We start from the raw sequence: 15,909 nt of genomic DNA, 5'->3' as shown, positions 1-15,909 counted from the left end.
GGTTCATTCCGCGGGGCTGTACGGCCGATCCGGAGGCTTCATCGGCTCGGTGTTGGTGAGGCTGAGATATTCCTTGAGAAATTGGTAGGCTTCCAACATGCGCCGGAGTTCCGGTTCAGAGCTGCGATCGCCCTGGTTTGCGTCGGGATGGAGTTGCTTGGCCTTGTGACGAAACGCCGCAGTGACATCGGCCAGTGAGCTACCAAACTCGACTCCCATGATGGCATAGGCATCCACGGCATTGTTCACTCCGGTCCCCTGCGAGAGGTCCCCGCCCCCACCGCTCGCGGCCTTTAACATGTCCGCCAAGTTGAGCTTCCGCCGCCGCCGCCGCGGACGTTCCCGGATCTCGCTGTCCAAATCGTCCCAGCGGTCTTCCACGAATTCCAGCCGGGACTCCAGACGCATGGCCCCAGACAGATCGGAAATCCTCTCCAATTCCTCCTCGATCTGGAACAGCGACTTGACGATTTCGTCCAGTCCCTGTTCAACTCGAAAGTAGCTGTCAATCCGTTCCTGCATCATCGTATCCACGGCACAGTCCATACTTTCCTCGGTTTTCGACCGGAGCGAACCAATGCGCTTTTGCATCCCGCTCCTGAATTTCATGTATTTGCCGGCCGAGAACGGCATGCGGCCCCCGTTGGGTTTGCAAACGCCGTGTATTGTAGCACAGGCGTCGCAGCCGTCAGAAGCGTGGAGATGGAGTCCCGTTCAGATCGGAGAGAACTGATCGCTGATCCGATTGCGGCGCCGTGCAACCCCGGTATCGTGCGCAGCCGCCGAGACCGCCTTGGCCACTCTCGGCACCACTTCCTTATCAAAGACGCTGGGAATAATGTAGTCTTCGCTCAACGTCGTGCGGGGAATCGTCTCGGCCAGCGCCTTGGCCGCGGCAAGTTTCATCGGTTCGTTGATCGCCGTCGCTTGCACATCCAACGCGCCGCGGAACATTCCAGGAAACGCCAAAGCATTGTTGATCTGATTGGGAAAGTCCGACCTGCCCGTCGCGAAAATGCGGCAATGCGAGGCGGCCAACTCCGGCGTCACCTCTGGATCAGGATTGGCCATTGCGAACACGATCCGGTCCGACGCCATCAGGTCGAGATCCTCGGCCTTCAACAGATTTCCGACGGACAGACCGATGAACACATCGGCTCCCCTGAGGGCTTCTTGGAGAGTGCCGGCCGGCTGAAGCGGAGTCAGGCACGACAAGAGGTCCTGACGGCAGGCACGCAGGCGCTCACCATCCCCTTGCAGAATGATCCCCGGTTTGTCGCAGCCCACCAGATGGGACACTCCCGCGGCCAGCAGCATTCGACAGCAGGCCGTGCCGGCGGCTCCGAGACCGTTGACGACGACCCGCACATCCTCGATCGCCTTGCAGACGACCGTGAGCGCATTGGTGAGAGCCGCAAGAATCACCACCGCCGTGCCGTGTTGATCGTCGTGCATCAACGGAATGGTCAGCGATTCCTTCAGACGCCGCTCGATCTCGAAGCAGCGTGGCGCGCTGATGTCCTCAAGATTGATAGCGCCGAAACCCGGCGCAATCGCTTGAACCGCCCGCACGACCGCATCCACATCTTGCGTATCGAGACAAATCGGCCACGCGTCGATGCCGGCCAATTCCCGGAACAGCATAGCCTTGCCTTCCATGACCGGTAAGGCCGCCTCCGGACCCAAATTGCCGAGGCCAAGAACCGCGGAGCCATCGGTCACGACGGCCACGCTGTTGCTCTTCGTGGTAAAGGCATAGGCTTTGGATCTGTCCTTGGCGATAGCTTGCGAGACTCGTCCGACTCCGGGAGTGTAGACCATGGACAGGACATTGCGGGTATTGACCGGCATCTTGCTCTGCACGTGGATCTTCCCTCCCAGATGGAGTAGAAAAATCCGATCGGACGCCGACAGCACCTTCACGTCCGGAAGCGCTCCAAGACGCAGAAGCACATGCTCTCCGTGCGCCTCATCTCGAACATCGAACGTCACGTCCCGAACCATGTAGGCTGCGGTGGCCGAAACGATGTCCACTGCGCCAAGATTGGCACCTTCCATGGCCAGAACGGCTGCGACATTTGCGAACATGCCAGGCTTGTTGGCGAGTTCGAGGCGGACGGTTAGGCGGTAGTTGGAATAGGGACCAATATCGTTCATTGTCACCCGATACTACGATGATGGCGCCAATGAAGAGAATACCATAACGCGCATCGCGATCGTCGGCATCTGCCGGCGCGACACCGGAGCGAGTGTAGGCCCTGAGCTCCGCTTGCATTCGAATGCGGTGGCACCGAACTCCTTCTTTGTTTGATTGATCCCCTCTTCCACGGAATGCTAAGGTGACGCCATGTCCTCACCATCGCGGGCTCCCAATCGGTTGATCCACGAAACCAGCCCTTATCTGCTCCAGCATGCACACAATCCCGTGGATTGGTTCCCTTGGGGACCGGAAGCGCTTGAACTCGCGAGGAAGCAGAATCGTCCGATACTCTTGTCGATCGGGTATTCCGCCTGCCATTGGTGCCACGTTATGGAGCGGGAATCGTTCGAGGATGAATCGATCGCCGCACTGATGAACCGGCACTTCGTGTGCGTAAAAGTGGATCGGGAGGAACGCCCCGACCTCGATGAGATTTACATGCAGGCCACCGTAGGGCTCAATCGAGGCCAAGGGGGCTGGCCGATGACGGTCTTTCTGACCCCTGAACAGGAACCGTTTTTTGCGGGAACCTATTTCCCTCCGGATGATCGGTGGGGACGTCCGGGATTTCCTACCCTACTGAAGAAAATCGCCGAGGCCTGGGAACAGGACCAAGGTGACCTTCGCCAGCAAGCGCGGAAACTGACCGATCGCTTGAGGCAGGATGCACAAACCACGTTTCCCATGACCGTCGGCGATGCGGCGCTGACCGAGGCGGTGCGCGAGTTCAACCACGAATTCGATCCCCGTTTCGGCGGATTCGGCTCGGCCCCCAAATTTCCCCCGGCCGCCGGACTATCCTTGTTGCTCCGCTGCCACAGGCGTTCCGGCGATCCGAAAGCGCTTCAGATGGTCACGAGGACGCTCGACGCCATGGCGGCCGGCGGGATCTACGACCAAATCGGCGGAGGGTTCGCGCGTTATTCCACAGACGAACGGTGGCTCGTTCCGCACTTCGAGAAGATGCTCTATGACAATGCCCTCCTCACCCGCTCGTATCTGGAGGCCTTTCAGGTCACCGGACAACCCACCTATCGTACGATTGTCGAGGAGGTGCTCGATTACGTGTTGCGGGAAATGACCGACAAGGCTGGAGGCTTCTATTCGTCCACCGACGCGGATTCGGAAGGTGTCGAAGGAAAGTTTTTCGTATGGACCCCGTCTGAAGTTCGGGACATTGTGCAGAACGAGGAAGACGCGAGGCTATTCTGCGCCTGCTATGACATCACAGAAGACGGCAATTGGGAACATCAGAGCATTCCAAATCGGTTGCGGCCGATCGAGGAGGTGGCGAGGGAACTCCAGGTCTCCACCGGGGTTCTCCAGGACACCATCGACCGGTGTCGTCCCCTCCTGTATCGAGCCAGGGCGCAACGGCAACCTCCCGGACTTGACGACAAGGTGATCACCGCGTGGAACGGGATGATGATCGGCACACTGGCGGAATCGGGCCGCGTGCTGGATGTTCCCCGATACATCGAAGGAGCCCGCCGGGCCGCCGATTTCCTGCTGGCTACTCACCGGACGATGGCAGGGCGTCTCCTGCGAACATCACGCAACGGGCAGGCCCATCTTGACGGCGTCCTCGAGGACTATGCCTTTTTTGCGGAGGGTCTCATCGACCTGTTCGAAGCATGCAGTATGGACTGCTACCTATCGGCAGCGCGATCTCTCGGCGAACAGATCCTGACGTCGTTTCAAGACGAGGTGCATGGTGGGTTTTTCACGAGTTCACGAGAGCACGAAGCGCTGATTCTGCGGAGCCGGGAAGGGCCGGACGGCGCCACACCCAGCGGAAACGCCGTAGCGGCCTTCGCGCTCGCGAGACTCGCGCATCATTGCGACCGACAGGACTTTCGCGAGGCGGCCGTCAGCGCCATCCGCGCGTACGGAAAGCAGATCACCCGATATCCCAAGGCCTTCGCCAAGAGTTTGGCGGTCGTCGACTTTCTGACGGAAGGTCCTCTTGAGGTTGCACTGGTGGGTCGGAAGGACGACCCAGGATTGCAGAGCTTTGCGGACGCGCTGCACTCGATCTACCTGCCCAACCGGATTCTTGCCGTTACGCAAAAGGAGGACGGAACATCGGCTCATCCACTCCTGTCGGGTAAGACCGCGGTCAACGGAAACGCGGCGCTCTACCTGTGCCGGAATTTTGCCTGCAGGCGTCCTATCACAGATCCTCGCGAAGCGGCCGACGCCATCCGAGCGGCTCAGCAGGCTTCGCCGGAGGATACCGGAGCCCGGTTTTTGAACGGACCGCTTCTGAGCGGCTTCGCGACACCAGAAGGAACGGCCAGGTATGCGGCGCGGCAGGTCAATCGCCCAAGTGCATCCGGTGGCTTTGAGAACGGCTATGTCCCATTCGGCGCCACCGGTCTGACCGTCTCCAAACTCGGATTCGGCACCTACCGTATCGACACGAGCGATCCGGAATTCAGTCGCGCCCTGGAAATGGCGCTGCAGAACGGGGTGAACCTGATCGATACATCGACCAACTATATGGACGGCGACAGCGAGCGCGCCATCGGTTTCGTGCTGCGACGGCTGAGCGCAGAACAGACACTGGCCCGTACCGAACTCATTGTGGTCTCAAAGATCGGATACGTCCAGGGTCAGACCTTGGCCCAGGCGACGGCTCGCGAGCAGTCCGGCAAGCCCTATTCGGACATGGTCAAGTACGGCGAGGGAATCTGGCACTGTATCGATCCTGAGTTTCTGGCCGACCAGCTGACGGACTCGCTCGATCGGCTGGGTCTGCAAGCGTTGGATGTCTGCCTGCTGCACAATCCTGAATACTTCCTGTCCGAGGCGGCACGCCATGAAGGCGCGAACCTGCACGATACGCGCGATCGATTCTATCAGCGGGTGCAGCAGGCGTTCGCCTTTTTCGAATCACAAGTGGCGATCGGTCGAATCCGTTGGTATGGCATTTCCTCCAATACGGTCGCGGCCGACGCAGGCACCGTGGATGCGACGTCGCTCTCGCGCTTTCTCGCTGCAGCAGAGATGGCCGCGGCTTCACAGGGACAATCACAGCATCACTTCGCGGTGCTGCAATGTCCCATGAATCTGTTTGAAGCCGGCCCGCTTCGGACAGTAAATACCGGAAGAGACCAACAAGAAACGGTGCTCAGTTTGGCCCGGCAAAGCCGGCTGGCGGTTTTGGCAAACCGCCCGTTGAATGCCATGACCGATCCGAAAGGCGGGATGCTACGGCTCGCGGACCTTCCGCTTGAAGGCAACCTCGTCGATCTCGATACCCAGGTGAACACCGTAGACCGATTGGAGCAGGAGTACCGCGAAACACTGGCACCCTTGATCTCCAATCCACAGCAGGGCATGTCGCCGGCCGACTTTTTTAATTGGGCGGCCGAGCTGAAACCTTTGGGCGCGCGCCTCCAAGGGCTCGAGCAGTGGGAGCAGATCGAGCACCAAGTGATCGCACCTCATGTGAACCAGGTCATGCAGGCGATCCCGCGTCTGATAGCCCGAGCGGCGGCCGGCCGATGGGAGGAGTGGCAGGAACGCTATGTTCCTGAGCTCCTGACTCTGCTTCGGGGTCTGCGGCGTCACGCGACGGAGATAAGCCGCCGACGAAGGCTGGCAGTCACAACCGCGCTCGATCCCCTTCTCCCGCGCAGCCGATGGAGCGAGTCGCTGTCCCGCAAGGCCCTCTGGATCGTGAGCAGCACGCCTGGCGTGACATGCGTGCTGAACGGCATGCGGTCGAAGGCCTATGTAGAAGACTCTCTTGAGGTACTTCGGTGGGCCAACCTGGAGCAGGTATATCCGATCTACGACCGACTACGGCCAGCACCATGACAATCTCGCCGTGTTCGTTACTTGACAACGAATGAGGAATCGCTCCTATCGTCTGCGCGAGTCTCCACAGGTGTGACAAGACCGACCTGCTCCCTGCTTGTCGTCCATCGACGGCTGCTGGTCGATATAGCGGATCGTCTCCTGTGATGTACCACGTTGACTGATGATTGTCTGAACCCGCGAAGAGTTCACGAGCGATTCGGGAGCATATGCAGGATGGGGAACTGTTTACCGAGTATGTCGCAGAAGACCTTCCCAGACCTGTAGAGCTTGTTTCGCCAAAGGGTTTCTGACGCGAGACCGATCGTTCAGGTTCAATGGTCTCCTGATACTCAACGCTTCAATCCGCATGACAACGTCTCTGAACCGTGGATCTTCGCGCCGAAGCCAGCGGTAGGCTTCGAGGGACTCGTCGATTCGACCGAGCGATTCCAAAGTCCGCCCGAGGACGTACAGCAGCTGCACGGTCTCTCTGATTGAGGCAATCGGCGACTTCAACGCGTTACGAAACGCGCCAACTGCTTCTTCGTACTGGCGGACCGACTTGTGGCAGAGTCCGATCTGCGCATACGCTTTCAGCGCATACCGAGAATCATCGGTTGCTCTTTCAAACTGATCAATGGCTTGTTTGAAGAGACCGGCCTTTTTGAGTGCGATTCCGCGCTCATACCATTCTGCTGCCTCGACGGTCGTTTCCCCCGAGCTTTCGGTCATTGTTCATTCCGGCGGTGCTGATACGAACATGAGACATAGACTCCGCAACTGAGGATCTGTATTCGCAGTCGGACAGGTACAGATCAGCAAGAGTTGGACCAAGCTATACGATCACGAAGCCGCGGACCGTCAAGGAGTTAGGCGAGAATCCGATGGGTGAAATCGCACAACCGAAGGGCAAATCGTACAAAATTAGCTTGAAGCGCGCAGAAAGAGGGGGATCATGAAGCTCGGCTCGATGTCGGTCGCTAAAAACGAACCTCGCGTAATGCGTGACGATTATCTAAGAACCATACGATTGTCTTGTGAAGTCCGTCACGGAGATGATGTCTAGCCTTGAATCCAAAGAGCTGTTTCGCTCGATTCACATCAAGGCATCGTCGCGGTTGCCCATTGGGCTTGGTCGCATCCCATTCGATGCGTCCGGTAAATCCGACTTCATCAGCAATCAACGCGGCAAGATTGCGAATCGTCACTTCTTCTCCAGTTCCCAAGTTCACCGGTAAATCTCCGTCGTACAGCTCTGCGGCCGATAAGATGCCTTCCGCGGCATCTTCCACATACAAGAACTCCCTGCTGGGAGAACCGTCTCCCCACAATGTAAAGGAGTTGCTCCCGGCCTCCTTTGCCTGTGTACACTTGCGAATAAGAGCGGGGATGACATGCGAGGTTTCAAGATCAAAATTGTCCTGTGGACCGTACAGATTGACAGGAAACAGGACGATCGAATTGAAGCCATACTGCTGTCGATAGGCCTGCGACTGAACGAGCATCATCTTCTTAGCCAGACCATAGGGAGCGTTCGTCTCCTCGGGATATCCGTTCCAGATGTCGGCTTCCTTGAACGGAATCGGGGCAAACTTCGGGTACGCGCAAATCGTTCCAAGCGCAACGAACTTCCTGATTCCTCGTTGGCGCCCGACCTCGATGAGTTGGGTCCCCATCATTAGGTTGTCGTAGAAAAATCTTCCCGGGTTGGCTTGATTCGCACCGATGCCGCCGACTCGCGCCGCCAGATGAATCACCACATCCGGTCTGGCATCTGAATACAGCTGCTGCACCGCCGCCATCTGAACCAGGTCGTATTGGCGGCTGCGCGGGACGATCACCAGCGAGCACCCTCGCGCCTGCAGCTGGGCCACGACGAATGAGCCGAGAAAACCGGCCCCTCCTGTGACGACCACACGTTTGTTCTCCCAAAATACCGATGAAGCGATCATTTCTTAGGCCTGACGCCCTCCAACCGTTCTTGTTCCATTGCGAGATCGGCATCGACCATCATCGCCACAAGCTCCTCGAATCGGACCTTTGGCTCCCAGCCTAACTCCCGCTTCGCCTTACCGGCATCGCCGATGAGCAAGTCCACTTCGGTGGGACGGTAGTACTTCTCGTCGATCTTCACGTGCTTTTTCCAATCCACCCCCACCCGGTCAAAGGCCAGCTCCAGCATTTCCCGCACAGTATGGGTTTCCCCCGTGGCAATCACGTAGTCATCAGGGGCCTCGGCCTGCAGCATCATCCACATAGCCTGGATATAATCGCCTGCAAACCCCCAATCGCGTTTGGCATCGAGATTCCCCAAAAACAGGTCCCGTTGAACACCCAGCTTAATGCGCGCAGCCGCCTTAGTGATTTTTCTGGTCACGAAGGTCTCCCCTCGTCTCGGCGATTCGTGATTGAAGAGAATCCCGTTGCAGGCAAACAAGTTATACGCCTCACGGTAATTGACCGTGATCCAATACGAATAGACTTTGGCCGCTCCGTAGGGACTACGAGGGTAGAACGGCGTCGTCTCTCGCTGCGGAACTTCCACAACCTTTCCAAACATTTCACTCGAGGAGGCTTGGTAGAACTTCGGTCTGAGGCCGGACTCACGGATGGCTTCAAGCAGTCGAATCGTCCCCAATCCGGTGATCTCTCCCGTATATTCCGGGATGTCGAAACTGACTCGCACGTGGCTCTGCGCTCCCAGATTGTAGATCTCATCCGGTTGCACCGTCCTCAATATGTGATTCAACGAGCTGGCGTCGTTAAGATCGCCGTACACAAGATGGAGCCGTCGGTGCGGGACATGGGGATCCTCATAAATCGCCTCGATGCGGCCCGTATTGAAGGAGCTGGAGCGGCGGATAATGCCGTAGACTTCGTATCCCTTCGCGAGCAGAAATTCTGAAAGATACGATCCGTCCTGACCGGTGATACCGGTGATGAGCGCTTTTTTCACGAGTGGACTCCTGGTTATGCGGGATTATTGATCGAACCACCACCAAAGTCCACAGATAGAAAACTTGTCACGCAGATGACGAACGCTGATTGAGACTCTCGTTCGTCCTGATGGCGGCCTCGCGTCGGACGTCAGACAGACTCGCCGACTTCCAGGGAACTATCTTTTGCGGTTTCAGTCGCAGGCTTGCTGTCCGTCGTCGGCTCTCCCTCCCAATAGAGCATCCGATGACAATAGGGGCAGGTATGGAGGTCTTGCGAACGTTTGACTTCCGCCACCAACTGGGGAGGAATTTGGAGGCGACATCCCGTACACATGCCGCCCTTGATGGCGGCGAGAGCCTGATCTTTCCTCGCGGATTTCAGCTTGGTATAGCGATCGAGAAGCCCACGATCGACATGGGTCGCGCATTCACGTTGTTGGACATCGAGTTCCGCAAGCTCACTGGAGAGTCGTCCTTCGAGTTCATCCAGCACGCGCTTTTCCTCTGCGAACGTACGTTCCACCGCCTCAACCCGTTCCTGCGCCTCCCTCATCGTTCGTTGAAGCTCCTCGATCTTTTCCATGCAGGCCAACACCTTGTCCTCAATTTCGGACTTCTTCTTATTGGCCATTTGCAGCTCGAAGAGATGCGCCTGATACTCCTTATTGGTCTTGATCTCCGAGAGCCGTGCACGCATCTTGTCGTTGTGCGCATCCTGAGCTTCCACATCCCGTTCGTATCCTCGACGCTCCTTGACCGCAACCTCCATCGAGACCACTGTCTCTTGGAGCAACTGACGAGCGTCGCGCAACGGCGTTTCGAGCTGATGCAATCGATCGGGGATTTTTCGGCGTTGTTCGCAGATCTCCATAATACGGAGATCCAGCTTCTGCAATTCGATCAGGGAGGAAAGACGCTGGTTCAATGCTCTCCTAAATCAAGTCAGTCGCCGAAACGAAATGGATCCGCCGGTTGCTGATCCCTTTGGTGGGCCCACTAGGACTTGAACCTAGGACCAGCTGATTATGAGTCAGCCGCTCTAACCACCTGAGCTATGGGCCCATCCGAACAATTCCACACTCAGGTCAAGGTCGAGTTTTAAGTCAGTTTCAGCCTTGACCTCAACCTCGACCTTCAGGTCGATTCTAGGCCGCAGTCGAGACGGAGTCAAATAATGCTGGCGCTCTGTCCCTACAGGCTTTCGACAAAGCTCCGCAACTTCTTGCTCCGGCTCGGATGGCGCAATTTCCGCAAGGCCTTGGCCTCGATCTGGCGGATGCGTTCCCTTGTCACCTCAAAATCCTGACCGACTTCCTCGAGGGTATGGTCCGTCGCTTCACCGATCCCAAACCGTTTACGGAGCACCTTCTCCTCGCGCGGCGTCAGGGTTTCCAACGCGCTGTTGATCTGGCGCTGGAGATCGTAACGGATGGCCGCCTCCAGAGGTGAAATGGCCTTTTTGTCCTCGATGAAATCGCCCAGGTGGCTGTCCTCTTCCTCTCCGATCGGCGTCTCGAGGGAAATCGGCTCCCGAGCGATCTTCAGGATCTTGCGAACCTTGTCCAGCGGGAGATCCATCCGCTCGGCGATTTCTTCCGGCGTCGGTTCACGCCCCAGCTTCTGCACCAGATGACGCGACGTGCGGATCAGCTTGTTGATGGTCTCGATCATGTGCACCGGTATCCGGATTGTCCGCGCCTGATCGGCGATCGCGCGCGTAATCGCCTGCCGAATCCACCATGTGGCGTACGTACTGAACTTATATCCGCGCTTGTACTCAAATTTGTCCACCGCCTTCATCAAGCCGATATTGCCTTCCTGGATCAAATCCAGGAATTGGAGGCCGCGGTTTGTATATTTCTTGGCGATGCTGACGACGAGTCGAAGATTCGCCTCAACCAACTCGGCCTTACCACGTTTGACCTTCTCTTCTGCGACGTCCAGATGTTTGACGGCGTCCTTGACTTCTTCACCGGATACAAGCGCTTCCTCGGCTTCGAGCTGCCGTATTTTCGCTCGTGCCGCCTGATAGACTCTTTTGATGTCCTGAAGAATCTCGTCGGACACCCCGGTCTTGCGCTTGACCGTCAAGACATCCTTCCGCTCCCGACACAGCTTACGCAGCAGTTCGCTGCCGGTTTCACCACCCACACCCAATCGCCGCTGACAGCTGACAATCTCACGCTCGGCCGTGCGAATCTGGATGGCCATCTCGCGGACGCGCTGAACCATACGATCCTTGAGCACGCCGTGCAGATTGACGGCCTCCATCTTGTCGACGACCTGCTCGCGGATGGCGTCGATTTGCTTCTTGATCTTCTTCAGTTTGACGGGATCCTTGGCCGCCAGCCGCGACTTTTCATAAAGCCCCTTCAAGGACGTCGACACTTTGCGGACCGCGTTCAACCCGTCCAGCGTCTTGACCCGCAATTCCTCGTAGTCTTTTTCAACTTCTTCTTCCTCGAAATCTTCTTCCGTTTCGACAATGGGCACGATCTCCCGAACGTCGATTTTGCCGGCCTTCAGTTGTTCGCGAAGGGAGAGGATGAATTCGATGGTCATGGGCATGCCGTAGATGACAAAGGCGATGTCCCGCTTGCCCTCTTCGATCCGCTTCGCGATTTCGATCTCGCCTTCGCGACTCAGTAGCGCGACGCTGCCCATCTCCTTCAAATACAGGCGGACCGGATCGTCCGTCCGGCTCAGGGCGCCCGGCGTCAAGTCGATTTCCTTCTCGTTCTCTTCCCCTCCGTCGCCTTCCTCGCCTTCGTCGCTCCCTTCCTCACGATCGCGGGCTTTTGCCTGGCGCTCGCTCCCTTCGGGGGCGTCGACGATTTCAATGTCCATTTCTCCAAACATCGTCATGATGCTGCCGAACTGTTCCGACGACACGACCTCAGCCGGCAACGTGCTGTTCAACTCGTCATAGGTTAAGAACCCCTTTTCCTTTCCGATGGAAATGAGCTTCTTGACTTCCACGAGCAATTCTTGTTTCGGCATGCTTACTCCTTGACCAATGACAGGACAGGCGGCTGACCGGCTTTCCGCAACCGCAGTTCATTGACTTGCACATTGAGCGCGCGCGCTTCTTCCGTTCGTCCGTCGCGCTCAGCGGCCTTGAGCCTCACGATCAGCTCCCGTAAGGCCGCTTCCGCATATTTTCGATCGAGCCGATCAAGGCAATCCTGCAAGTGCGCACGCACATCGTCGAAGTGCTGCTCCAGCATGGATAATTCCGTCGCCAGGGGGCCGCACTCTGGATCGTCGGCGACCGTATCCAGCAGATGCTGCAATCCCACTCGGCCGTCCTGACCGACATGCGCCAACGCCCGCTCGACCAAGGTTCGACAGGCCGATACCGTAAACGTTTCAGGCCGAAGTCGCCGCACATCGAGAGGAGACAATTGCCCCTGCAGCAGGAAATACACCACATCGCGCTCTTCAGGCGCTCCCCTCCAGAGCGGTGCGGGACGCCCCTCAGGCTTGCCGCCGGGCGGACGCCGCTTGTCCTGCGACGCCAACGCGGGGTATCGTTCGATCAAGCGTTGTTGATTGATGCCGAGACGCTCGGCGACGATTCTCATGCGCTCTTCCCGTTCGATCGGATGTTCACTCTTCTGGAGAATCCGCAACACGTCGTCCACACTCCGGATCCGACCTTCCACCGTGCCTCCCTGCGCCGACTGCAGACTCTGTTCAAGTGCAAAATCCAGAAGGCTCGGTGCTTGTTCCTCCAGCCGCGCGAACGCCTCCGGACCGCATGACCGGACGAACGTGTCTGGATCTTCGCCCACGGGAAGCGACACGACTTTGACGCCGAGCCCGCTGTTCACAAACAGATCAAGTCCTCGCAATGCGGCACGGACACCGGCTGGATCGGGATCGAAGAGCAGTATGACGTTTGACGCAAACCGGCGTAACACGTGAATATGATCGGTCGTCAGAGCGGTTCCCAAGGTGGCAACGGTATGGATCAGCCCCGCCTGATGCAGAGCGATGGCATCAAAGTATCCTTCGACGACGATCACGGTCTTGGTCCGCGCGATAGCCTCGCGCGCCAGATCCAAGGCAAAAAGTGTGTGCCCCTTCTTGAACAGCGGGGTGTCCGGTGAATTCAGATATTTTGGGGTGCCGTCGCCAAGGACCCGTCCCCCGAATCCCACGATGCGCTTGCGCAGATCGGAGATCGTGAACATCACCCGTGCACGGAAGCGGTCGTAAAATCCGGACCCGTTGTCGCGCCCGATGATCAATCCGGCGGCTGCCAGTTCGGTCTGTTGAAATCCTTCCTTGGCCAGAGCCTTGAGCAGCCCGTCCCATTCTCCCGGTGCCACACCAACCCCAAAACGGTCGATCGTGGGTTGCTCAATCCCCCGCCTGCGAAGATACTCACGCGCCTCCTCGCCAAGACGCTCATCGCGAAGATTTCGGTGAAACCAGGCGGCGGCGCTTCGGTTCAGCAACTCGAGGCGAGCATTTTGAGCCTGGGCGGGCCCAGAATCCGCGGTGTCCGGAACGTCGATGCCAACCTTGCATCCCAGGTCTCGAACGACTTCGGGGAAACTTCCGCCGGTGATGCGGGTCAGAAAAGTAAAGACGTTGCCCCCGGCGCCGCAGCCGAAACAATGAAACATTTGTCTAGAAGAACTGACGGTAAACGAGGGAGTCTTTTCCTGGTGAAAGGGGCATAACCCCTTCAAATTCTGGCCGGCCCTGACCAAGCTCACGTGTTGCCCGACAATCTCCGTGATGTCGACCCGATCCCTGATTTGATTGATGATGTCCTCAGAAATCAGGCCTCGGCCCACGGGAGTCGCGGCTCCTCTTTCCCGCCTTAAACTGGCAGGTCGGTCGAACGTAAGTGATCGGAAAAATTGACCGGTTACCCTAACAGACGGGAAGGAAATCTGTCAATGTCACGGCGAGAGGTTCAGCTTGAGGCGTAAGTTGAGGGAAGGAACAGGAGGTTTAATCCATCACGTCGGTTCCTTGGTCCAACACCGACCCTCGGCCTTTCTTCATTTACCCGGGCGGCCAGGTCATGCGCCGGCCGCCCATGACATGAAAATGGAGATGCGACACCGTCTGACCGCCGTCTCTCCCGGTATTGGCGACAAGTCGGAACCCGGCCTCGGTCAATCCTTTCAGCCTAGCGACCTGATTACAACTGACCAAGAGTCGCCCGAGCAACGCCTCATCCCTCGCGTCGAGGACATGAACCGAATCGATATGCCGTTTCGGAATCACCAGCGTATGGACGGGAGCCTGGGGATTGATGTCATCGAACGCCAGAGTATGATCATCCTCGTGAACCACCGCCGCCGGAATCTTCTTGTCGACGATCTTGCAAAAAAGACAATCACCCATGCTCTGCTCCTCCTGATTCCGCCGATCTGAGCCCGGACCTGCCGAATCGCCTCCCCAATTCCATCAAAATTTCCTGCAGCGTAATGTGGTGATATCCGAGAACCATCAACGTGTGAAAGAACAGATCCGCCGTCTCGTAAATGATCTCATCCTTCTTGCCCCCTTTGGCCGCAATGAGCACCTCGCCGGCTTCCTCCGCAACTTTCTTCAGAATCTTGTCGTGCCCACCTTCAAACAGCTTCGTCGTGTAGGACCCGGCCTGCGGGTCGGTCCGACGCTCCATGATTGTCCGCAACACCGCGTCCAGAATCCCGCCGGCAGCCGCCGACGTCCTCTCCGCTTGAGGTCGCCCGTGAGCATCGAGTCTGGAAAAGAAGCACGCGCGTTCGCCCGTGTGACACGTAGGCCCGACCTGCTCGGCCTTGACCAATATCGTATCCCGGTCGCAGTCGATGAATAGATCCTTCACGATCAGCTTATGCCCGGACGTTTCGCCCTTCTCCCACAGCGACCGTCGGGAACGACTCCAGAAATGAACCGATCTCGTCGCGATCGTCTTCCCGATGGCCTCCTGATTCATATAGCCCAACATCAGCACCGTTCCGTCCAGCCAGTCCTGGATGACAGCCGGGAGCAAGCCCTGCTCATCGAACTTCAATCCCGTGGTCGAGGAGCCACCCATCATCATCCGCCTTCCAACTCCTGGACGATCCGCACGGGAAGGCCGCGGCCTCGTAAGAACGCCTTGGCTTGCGGGATCGTGAACGTCCGGAAGTGAAAGATCGACGCAGCGAGCACCGCATCCGCCTTGCCTCTAACGAAGCCCTCGTACAGGTGTTCCAATGTCCCGACTCCCCCGGACGCGATCACGGGAATCGACACCGTCTCCGAGACTGCCGAGGTCAATCCGAGGTCATATCCGCTTTGCCGCCCGTCTTCATCCATGCTGGTCAAGAGAATTTCTCCGGCTCCGTAGTCTTCCACTTGCTTGGCCCATTCGACTGCATCGAGCACGGTGGCATTTCGACCGCCGTGCGTGAAGACTCCCCAACGGGCACCATCGTCACGGCGTTTCGCATCGATCGCCACGACGATGCACTGCGTGCCGAACCGTTGTGCGGCCTCTTTTACGAACTCGGGTCGCTGCACCGCGGCCGTATTAATACTGACCTTGTCCGCGCCTGCGTTCAACAACGCCCGGATATCCTCGACCGTCCGCACCCCGCCTCCGACCGTCACGGGCATAAAGACACGGGCAGCCGTGCGTTCCACGACATCAAGAATCGTCTTGCGGTTTTCGTGCGATGCCGTGATATCGAGAAAACAGAGTTCATCAGCGCCTTCGCGATCGTAGGCTGTCGCGACTTCAACCGGATCGCCGGCATCGCGAAGATCGACGAAACCGACGCCCTTGACGACGCGCCCATCCTTGACGTCGAGGCAGGGAATGATGCGCTTGGTCAGCATAACTCGCTCTGGAACAGGTTCAGGTCGAGATCAGATTGAAGAAAAAAGCTTGTGTTGTGTCCCGCAAGTTCCGGTAATAATCCGTGGGCCTGAGCCGGTCGAAGGGCGCCCACTTTCAAGGAGTTCCGT

At 57.9% G+C, this 15,909-nt stretch carries 12 protein-coding genes and 1 tRNA gene; 1 reads left to right on the top strand and 12 read right to left on the bottom strand.

Features of this window, described 5'->3' with window-relative positions:
* Positions 1-3 precede the first annotated feature (3 nt).
* A complete protein-coding gene (locus tag P0111_08905; protein ID MDF0644137.1) occupies positions 4-591 on the bottom strand; it encodes a J domain-containing protein in 588 nt (195 codons plus the stop codon).
* A gap of 123 nt (positions 592-714) precedes the next feature.
* Positions 715-2,157 carry an NAD-dependent malic enzyme gene (locus P0111_08900; protein MDF0644136.1) on the bottom strand — a complete coding sequence of 481 codons (1,443 nt, stop codon included), beginning with the start codon at positions 2,155-2,157 and terminating at the stop codon, positions 715-717.
* Between the two features lie 190 nt (positions 2,158-2,347).
* On the opposite strand from P0111_08900, the gene P0111_08895 reads away from it, so the two are divergent.
* On the top strand, positions 2,348-6,025 hold the full coding sequence (locus tag P0111_08895) for an aldo/keto reductase (GenBank protein ID MDF0644135.1): 3,678 nt from the start codon (positions 2,348-2,350) through the stop codon (positions 6,023-6,025).
* Positions 6,026-6,253: 228 nt separating this feature from the next.
* On the opposite strand, the gene P0111_08890 is transcribed toward P0111_08895, so the two are convergent.
* From P0111_08890 to hisF, 10 genes are all read right to left on the bottom strand, one after another.
* The gene (locus P0111_08890; protein MDF0644134.1) at positions 6,254-6,739 is read right to left on the bottom strand and encodes a tetratricopeptide repeat protein; all 486 of its coding nucleotides are present in this window, start codon (positions 6,737-6,739) and stop codon (positions 6,254-6,256) included.
* A gap of 248 nt (positions 6,740-6,987) precedes the next feature.
* Positions 6,988-7,959 (bottom strand): GDP-L-fucose synthase, encoded by a 972-nt coding sequence (locus P0111_08885; GenBank protein ID MDF0644133.1) that lies wholly within the window; start codon positions 7,957-7,959, stop codon positions 6,988-6,990.
* Entirely contained in the window at positions 7,956-8,963 is a 1,008-nt protein-coding gene (gene gmd / locus P0111_08880; protein ID MDF0644132.1) for a GDP-mannose 4,6-dehydratase, read from the bottom strand. The genes P0111_08885 and gmd overlap by 4 nt, the downstream gene beginning before the upstream one ends.
* Positions 8,964-9,094: 131 nt before the next feature.
* Entirely contained in the window at positions 9,095-9,871 is a 777-nt protein-coding gene (locus P0111_08875; GenBank protein ID MDF0644131.1) for a C4-type zinc ribbon domain-containing protein, read from the bottom strand.
* Between the two features lie 60 nt (positions 9,872-9,931).
* Positions 9,932-10,008 (bottom strand) — tRNA-Ile (locus P0111_08870).
* Between the two features lie 129 nt (positions 10,009-10,137).
* Positions 10,138-11,946 (bottom strand): RNA polymerase sigma factor RpoD, encoded by a 1,809-nt coding sequence (gene rpoD / locus P0111_08865; protein ID MDF0644130.1) that lies wholly within the window; start codon positions 11,944-11,946, stop codon positions 10,138-10,140.
* 2 nt (positions 11,947-11,948) lie between these two features.
* Complete coding sequence (gene dnaG, locus P0111_08860) at positions 11,949-13,754, bottom strand: DNA primase (protein ID MDF0644129.1); 1,806 nt, start codon at positions 13,752-13,754, stop codon at positions 11,949-11,951.
* Between the two features lie 214 nt (positions 13,755-13,968).
* Positions 13,969-14,313, bottom strand: coding sequence for a histidine triad nucleotide-binding protein (locus tag P0111_08855; GenBank protein ID MDF0644128.1), 345 nt, complete (start codon positions 14,311-14,313; stop codon positions 13,969-13,971).
* Entirely contained in the window at positions 14,306-15,001 is a 696-nt protein-coding gene (gene hisIE, locus P0111_08850; protein MDF0644127.1) for a bifunctional phosphoribosyl-AMP cyclohydrolase/phosphoribosyl-ATP diphosphatase HisIE, read from the bottom strand. The genes P0111_08855 and hisIE overlap by 8 nt, the downstream gene beginning before the upstream one ends.
* Positions 14,998-15,780, bottom strand: coding sequence for an imidazole glycerol phosphate synthase subunit HisF (hisF, locus tag P0111_08845; protein ID MDF0644126.1), 783 nt, complete (start codon positions 15,778-15,780; stop codon positions 14,998-15,000). Before hisF ends, hisIE begins: the two co-directional genes overlap by 4 nt.
* Between the last annotated feature and the right edge of the window lie 129 nt (positions 15,781-15,909).

The organism is Nitrospira sp. (assembly GCA_029194535.1).
Lineage (GTDB): Bacteria > Nitrospirota > Nitrospiria > Nitrospirales > Nitrospiraceae > Nitrospira_C.
Note: the sequence above shows the minus strand (reverse complement) of the source record. Positions and strands in the feature narration are given on the sequence as shown.

Bases quoted from the DNA above. Each gene is read 5' to 3' on its own strand.
- P0111_08905 (MDF0644137.1), bottom strand. From the start codon at position 591: ATGCAAAAGCGCATTGGTTCGCTCCGGTCGAAAACCGAGGAAAGTATG.
- P0111_08900 (MDF0644136.1), bottom strand. From the start codon at position 2,157: ATGAACGATATTGGTCCCTATTCCAACTACCGCCTAACCGTCCGCCTC.
- P0111_08895 (MDF0644135.1), top strand. From the start codon at position 2,348: ATGTCCTCACCATCGCGGGCTCCCAATCGGTTGATCCACGAAACCAGC.
- P0111_08890 (MDF0644134.1), bottom strand. From the start codon at position 6,739: ATGACCGAAAGCTCGGGGGAAACGACCGTCGAGGCAGCAGAATGGTAT.
- P0111_08885 (MDF0644133.1), bottom strand. From the start codon at position 7,959: ATGATCGCTTCATCGGTATTTTGGGAGAACAAACGTGTGGTCGTCACA.
- rpoD (MDF0644130.1), bottom strand. From the start codon at position 11,946: ATGCCGAAACAAGAATTGCTCGTGGAAGTCAAGAAGCTCATTTCCATC.
- P0111_08855 (MDF0644128.1), bottom strand. From the start codon at position 14,313: ATGGGTGATTGTCTTTTTTGCAAGATCGTCGACAAGAAGATTCCGGCG.
- hisIE (MDF0644127.1), bottom strand. From the start codon at position 15,001: ATGATGATGGGTGGCTCCTCGACCACGGGATTGAAGTTCGATGAGCAG.
- hisF (MDF0644126.1), bottom strand. From the start codon at position 15,780: ATGCTGACCAAGCGCATCATTCCCTGCCTCGACGTCAAGGATGGGCGC.